3 protein-coding genes, 1 pseudogene and 1 riboswitch are annotated in these 6345 nt (G+C 69.7%); of the genes and pseudogenes, 3 read left to right on the forward strand and 1 reads right to left on the reverse strand.

Annotation, left to right across the window (positions count from 1 at the left end; genetic code table 11):
• Positions 1–1272: pseudogene (locus tag DB30_RS39725) on the forward strand (Zn-dependent exopeptidase M28); the annotation flags it as partial.
• 18 nt (positions 1273–1290) lie between these two features.
• Here the strand turns inward: DB30_RS39725 and thiC are convergent.
• Complete coding sequence (thiC, locus tag DB30_RS39730) at positions 1291–2976, reverse strand: phosphomethylpyrimidine synthase ThiC (RefSeq protein WP_146662780.1); 1686 nt, start codon at positions 2974–2976, stop codon at positions 1291–1293.
• Positions 2965–3069, reverse strand: a riboswitch (TPP riboswitch). (Overlaps the previous gene by 12 nt.)
• Before the next feature lie 188 nt (positions 3070–3257).
• Here thiC and DB30_RS39735 point away from each other — a divergent pair.
• Both DB30_RS39735 and DB30_RS39740 read left to right on the forward strand, forming a co-directional pair.
• On the forward strand, positions 3258–5114 hold the full coding sequence (locus tag DB30_RS39735; protein WP_052559225.1) for a hypothetical protein: 1857 nt from the start codon (positions 3258–3260) through the stop codon (positions 5112–5114).
• A 332-nt stretch (positions 5115–5446) separates the two neighbouring features.
• Positions 5447–5923, forward strand: a complete 477-nt coding sequence (locus DB30_RS39740; protein WP_052559226.1) for an RNA recognition motif domain-containing protein — start codon at positions 5447–5449, stop codon at positions 5921–5923.
• The last annotated feature ends 422 nt before the right edge of the window (positions 5924–6345 follow it).

Raw genomic sequence — 6345 nt, forward strand, 5'->3', positions numbered from 1 at the left:
GGTGTGGCGGCGACCGAGCTCGCGGGGGGCAGTGAGATCCAGCCGCCGCCGCCCGAGCCCGACGCTTCGACGAGCCCGGAGACCCCGGTCGAGCCGACGCATCCAGACGCCCCGGCCCCGCCCCTGGGTCCGCCACCGCCCACCGAGCCCGCTGAGCCGGCGCCCAGCCAGGCGATCGAGCTCACCTCGCTTGGCGCGTTCCGCCAGCGCGGCGACGCGAAGGCCTACGTGGGCCTGCTGCTCGGGGCGGTGATCGACTACAAGGCCCCGATGCCGGCCGAGCGTCTCGCGGGGCGCGTCGCGGTGGTCCGGGCGCCGAAGGATCTCGATCTCGCCAGCATCGACGCGCCCGCGCAGATCGACGCGATCATGGCCGCGGTCCGTGAGGCCGGCGCGCTCGGTTGTCTGGTGCTGACGGGGGACGACGGCGAGCAGATCGAGCGGTTCAGCGCGAGCTGGCAGCGCCAGGTCCGGCGCGCCGGCGGGGCCGAGCAGGCCATGCTGATCGAAGGGTTGCTGGTCGCGGACGCGCGCAAGCCGATCCAGGCCGCGCTCGCCGACCCGGACACCAGCTGGGTGCTGGATCTGGATCTCGCGACGCGCAGCTACGAGTTCGAGGCCAACAACGTGCTCGGCCGCGTGACCGGCCGCGACCGCCCCGACGAGGCGGTGGTCCTGACCTGTCACTGGGACACCCCAGCGCCGGAGCTGCGCGAGCTCCACACTCGCCGGCTGCTGGCGACCCTTGGCGCGTTCTTTCAGCTGGCCGAGTGGAGCCGGCGCAGCACGCCGCCGCCCTACTCGATGGTGCTGGTGTTGACCGTCGACGCGGGCCTGACCGCGGGGCAGTCGGTGCATGCGGCGTGGTCGGCCAACTTCGGGGCCCGCACGATCGCGCTGCTGGGTCTCGATCGCCCAAGCGTGGAGCCGCTGCCCGCGGTCGCGCTGTCGGGTCACTACGACACGCTCGTGGTCGAGCGCGCGACCCGGGTCGTGGCCGCCGACGGGCACGAGCTGGTGCTCGACGAGCAGCTCTCGATGCCCTCGCTGGCGCCCTACTTGCGCTACCCCGGGTTGGTGATGACGATCGGCGCGCCGACGCCAGCGCAGGTCGAGGGGCTCGAGCTTGCGGCTGCAGACGACGAGGCGGATACGGGCGAAGACGCCGGCGAGAGCGAAGATCCACCAGAGGATGATCGCTTCGCCGGTCTGCAGGCGGACATCCGCCTGCTTCGCAACATGATGCTGGCGCTCGCCGCTGGCGGCCGCTGAGCCCGAGCCTGGCTGCGCCTACTCGGCCGCGCCCGGCTCGCGGTAGAGTTCGCTGCCGCCCTCGCGGAATTCCGCGGCCTTGTCCTGCATGCCTTGCACGATCTGATCGAGCTCCCCAGACGCGTCCATCTCGCGCACGTCCTGGGTCAGCTTCATCGAGCAAAAGTGCGGCCCGCACATCGAACAAAAGTGCGCGGTCTTGGCCGGCTCGGCGGGCAGGGTCTGGTCGTGGAAGTCCCTGGCGGTCTCGGGGTCGAGCGAGAGGTTGAACTGATCGCTCCAGCGAAACTCGAACCGCGCCTTGCTGAGCGCGTCGTCGCGGGCCTGGGCGCCGGGGTGCCCCTTGGCCAGATCCGCCGCGTGGGCGGCGATCTTGTAGGCGATCACCCCAGCTTTGACGTCGTCTCGATCGGGCAGCCCAAGGTGCTCTTTGGGCGTCACGTAGCAGAGCATCGCGCAGCCGTGGGTGCCGATGATCGCGGCGCCGATCGCCGAGGTGATGTGATCGTAGCCCGGCGCGATGTCGGTCGTCAGCGGCCCCAGCGTGTAGAACGGCGCCTCGTGGCAGTGGTGCAGCTGCTCGGTCATGTTCGCTTCGATCTTGTCGATCGGCACGTGACCTGGGCCCTCGATCATGACCTGCACGTCGTGCTTCCACGCGATCTTGGTCAGCTCGCCCAGCGTGTGCAGCTCGGCGAATTGGGCCTCGTCGTTGGCGTCGGCGATACAGCCGGGGCGCAGGCCATCACCCAGCGAGAAGCTGACGTCGTAGCGCTTCATCAGCTCGCAGATGCGCTCGAAGTGGGTGTAGAGGAAGTTCTCTTTGTGGTGGGCCAGGCACCACTTGGCCATGATCGAGCCCCCGCGCGAGACGATGCCGGTCACCCGCTTGGCGGTCATGGGCACATAGCGCAGCAGCACGCCGGCGTGGATCGTGAAGTAGTCGACGCCCTGCTTGGCCTGCTCTTCCAGGGTCTCCATGAACACGTCAATGTTCAGATCCTCGGCCTTGCCCTTGACCTTCTCGAGCGCTTGATAGATCGGCACGGTCCCGATCGGCACGGGGGCGTTGCGCACGATCCACTCGCGGGTCTCGTGGATCTGCTTGCCGGTTGAGAGATCCATGACCGTGTCGGCGCCCCAGCGCGTCGACCACTGCAGCTTCTCGACCTCTTCTTCGATCGAAGAGGACACCGCCGAGTTGCCGATGTTGGCGTTGATCTTGACCAGGAACTTGCGGCCGATGATCATCGGCTCGAGCTCGGTGTGGTTGATGTTGGCCGGGATGATCGCCCGGCCCCGGGCGACCTCGCTGCGCACGAACTCGGGCTCGACGTTCTCCCGGATCGCGCAAAACCGCATCTCTTCGGTGATGATGCCCTGGCGGGCGAAGTGCATCTGCGACCAGTTGCCGGCCTGCTCGGCCTGCTCGCGGCGCGCCTCAATCCACGCGGCGCGGCGCTTGGGCAGACCTTGGCGCGGGTCCAGCCCCTGCGGCCCGGTCGTGTCGTAGACGGTGAGCGGCTCGTTGCCGCCTTCGAGGTCGATCCGCCGCATCGGGACCGCGAGATCGCTGACGGTGATCTTGGCCGAGCTTGGGAAGCTCTGATCCAGCGGGCGGCTCGGGCGAAGCGGGGTGACCTCGTCGCTGGCGATCTGAAGGCGGGTATTGGGGGTGTTGGGTGTGTTTGGTGTGTCAGGCATACGCTTTCCTCCGCCGGTACGAACCGGATCAGGTTCTAGGGGACTGTCTCAGGCGGCTCGCTGCGCGAGCGAGCGCCACCCCCAGCGTGTCCGCGGCAGCCTACACGAACGCGGGGCACGATCGAACCGACGGCGGCGCGACGGCGCGCGCAGAAGCGGCGCGGAAGGGGCGGGACGGGGCGGATAGTGCAGGGGGCGGGGTCGTGCAGGCGCGGGGCAGTGCAGGGGCGGGTCGTGCAGGGCGGCGTGTTGGGCGCCTCGCGCTGCGCTATGGTCCGCTCGTGCTCCGCACGACCAGCCTGCTCCTGACACTCGCCGCGGGCGCGACGCTGCTGGCGTCATCGGGCTGTCAGCGCGACCCCGACGAGAAGATCCCCCAGTCACATCGCGCCGAGGCGGCCGCGCCCGTCGAGCGCGAGCGCGTCACGGCCGGAACCGACGCCGACATCGCGCCGCTCGAGACAACTCGCTACGCGCGTACGCTGGTCGAGCAGCTGGATCTGGTCGGGGCCGACGCGGACGGCTACGTGGTGATCCGTGATCTGCGGCCGCTGATCACCCAAGCGCGGCGAATCGAGCAGGTCATGGCTGGGCCACTGGCGCGCGCGATCCCGGCGCTGGCCGAGCTCGGGGGGGGGACCGGCCAAGCACGCCTCGCGCAGCTCGAGCGCGCTCGCGATCTGCTCGCGCTGATCCTCGCGGGGCTCGAGGGATCCGGTCTCGCGCTCGACCAGGGCATGGTCGTGAGCTTCGGTCAGGAGCAACCGGTCGTCGCGTTCGCAACCGAGGATCTGCAGCGGCTCGCGGCGCTGGCCAGCCTGGCGGGCGCCAGCTTCGACCTCGCCCGAAGCTGCGCGAGCGTGGGCGACGTGCCGGGTTGGGTCGTGTGCAGCTTGGGCGGGGCCGACCAACTCGACCGCTACACCCCAGCCAAGCAAGGGCAGGCGCTCGCGGCTCGACTCGCGGATCGCGTGGGCGGGACCGCGCTCGAGCCGATCAACGTCGCGGTGTCACTGGTGTCGGACCAGACCCCGATCGACGCGGTCCTGCGGACCGATCCCGGGCTGTGGGAGCTGACGGTGCCCGTCCCCGACGCCGACGCCTCCCAGGCCCGCTTGCTCCGCGCAGGCCCGGCCCCCGCGCTGCGGGCGTTGGTGCCTGGCACCTCGTTCATGTGGACCCGCGTCGACCCGACCGCGCTGGGTGCCGCGGACATGGGCGCGCTCGGACCGGAGCTGCTGACCGGTGAGCTGTGGTTTGGCGCGGTGGATCACCCCAACGGCATGATCGCGCAGGCCGGGATCCACAGCGCGAGCGCGGCCGCGGAGGGGGTCTCGTCGCTGGCTGGCATGCTGCCCGCGGCCACGGTCGAGCCCGAAGAGCTGCCGGGCTTGCGCCTCGACTTCGATCGGGCCTCGATCGAGCTCGACGGCGGGCGCGTCCCCTCGATCGGCGTGAGCATGAGCGGCGATCCTGCCCAGGCGTGGGCGGCCGCGCTCGGTGTGGATCCGCGGGCGCGGGTGTGGGCCCACGGCGATCACCTCAGCGTCGCGCTGGGTGAGGTTCAGTCGATCCCCGCCGCGCTCGCCCGGCTCGAGGGCACCGGTCCATCCGCGGCCGCCTTGGCAGGCCTGCCGCCCACGCTCGCCCACTCCCTGATCGCGGGCGAGGTCGCGCTGGTCATGCACGTGGTCCTGGATCACTGGCAAGCGCCCCCAAGCGAGGCCGAGCTGCAGGCCCTGCTCGCTGGCTTGCCGCAGACCAGCCGGCCCTCGTCAACGGCGATCACCGCGTTGTTTCAGGCCGTCGCCCCGTGGTCGACCGTGGATCTGTGGCTCAGCCGTGTCGGGTCCGCGCGCGAGCGCTCCACCTGGCTCGCCCACGTCTCGGTCGTGCCCTTCGTCGTCGCGGGCCCCGGCGTCGATCCGGCCGAGGCCGCGGCCGCACAGGAGGTACTTCAGGCGGTGCTCGCTGGCGGCGATCCGCAGGCCGGCTATCGCAGCTTGCTCTCGCGCTTCGAGGCCTCGCCGCGGGCCCCGAGCTACCGGGCACGCCTGGGTGACGCGCCCAACCACCACGCGGCGCTCGGCATGGTGGAACTTGGTGTCGTCGCCGGGCTGTCGTCGCTGGCGTGGTGACGTGCCAACACCCCGACGCACCAGCGTGGACGGGCGTGGTCCTGGCGGACAATCATGTGAGTCATGCGACGGTCTGAGCGGCCTGGCACCGGTCGGGAACGAGTGCTACTCGCGCCATCGTATCGTCAGGGGGTTCCCACCCTCACTCCGGCGGTTTTGGTCATCACGCGATCGCCTTGGGAAACCCGCAGCTCGGTCGCGCCGATGCCGGTTTTCGTCGTTGACACGCCAGCGTGGGGGTGCCAAGAACTCACACCCGCTTCCGTGCGCTCCGCCAGTCACGTTCGGATGCGCGAAGTGATCCGTTCCGACTGGCGTCGCGAGAGAAACACATGTCGAAGAAGCTTTTTGTGGGCAGCCTCAGCTGGGACACCGATGACGCCGCGCTGCGAGCTGCATTTGAGCAGTTTGGGCCGGTCGAGGACGCCAAGGTCATCAACGATCGGGACACCGGTCGCAGCCGAGGCTTTGGCTTCGTGACGTTCGGCAGTGATGCAGACGCCACGAAGGCAATGGAAGAGATGAACGGCGCCGTCCTCGATGGTCGCACCCTCAACGTCAACGAAGCCAAAGAGCGCGAGCGGCGCCCCGGTGGTGGTGGCGGTGGTGGTGGTGGCTACGGTGGTGGTGGCGGTGGTGGCTACGGCGGCGGCGGCGGTGGTGGCCGCGGCAGCGGTGGTGGGGGAGGTCGTCCGGGGGGCGGCGGAGGTGGTGGTGGCCGGGGTGGCCGTGGTGGGGGGCGTGGTGGTCGCGGGGGCGGCGGCGGCGGCGGTGGTGGTCGTGGCGGTGGCTACGGCGACAACTGGTAAAACGAAAACACTCGAATTTTTTGAGGGGGCTCTGGCTGGATGGCTGGGGCTCTTTCTTTTTTGGTTCACTTTGGGGGTGTGTGGTTTTTGGGGGTGTGTGGTTGTTTTTTGGGGGTGTGTGGTTGTTTTTCGGGGGTGTGTGGTTGTTTTTCGGGGGTGTGTGGTTGTTTTTCGGGGGGTTGGGGTGCCGGGCGGGGGCGCGCACGGGCTGCAGAGGGTCGCAACCCGGCTAGGTCTACTCCAGTCTCGTGGCCCCGCTTCCTCTGGTGTCTGCTCATTGGCCCGACCATCCTTCTCTTCGCTAATCTCCACGTGCGTAGATACGCCGGGTTGCGACCCTCTGCGGCCTTTGTGCGCTCTTCGTTTGACGAGGGGCGCCTCCGATCTGGGGGGCGTGGGGTGGATTGGTTGGGGGGGCGTTG

Origin of the sequence: Enhygromyxa salina (genome assembly GCF_000737335.2) — a bacterium.
GTDB lineage: Bacteria > Myxococcota_A > Polyangia > Nannocystales > Nannocystaceae > Plesiocystis > Plesiocystis salina_C.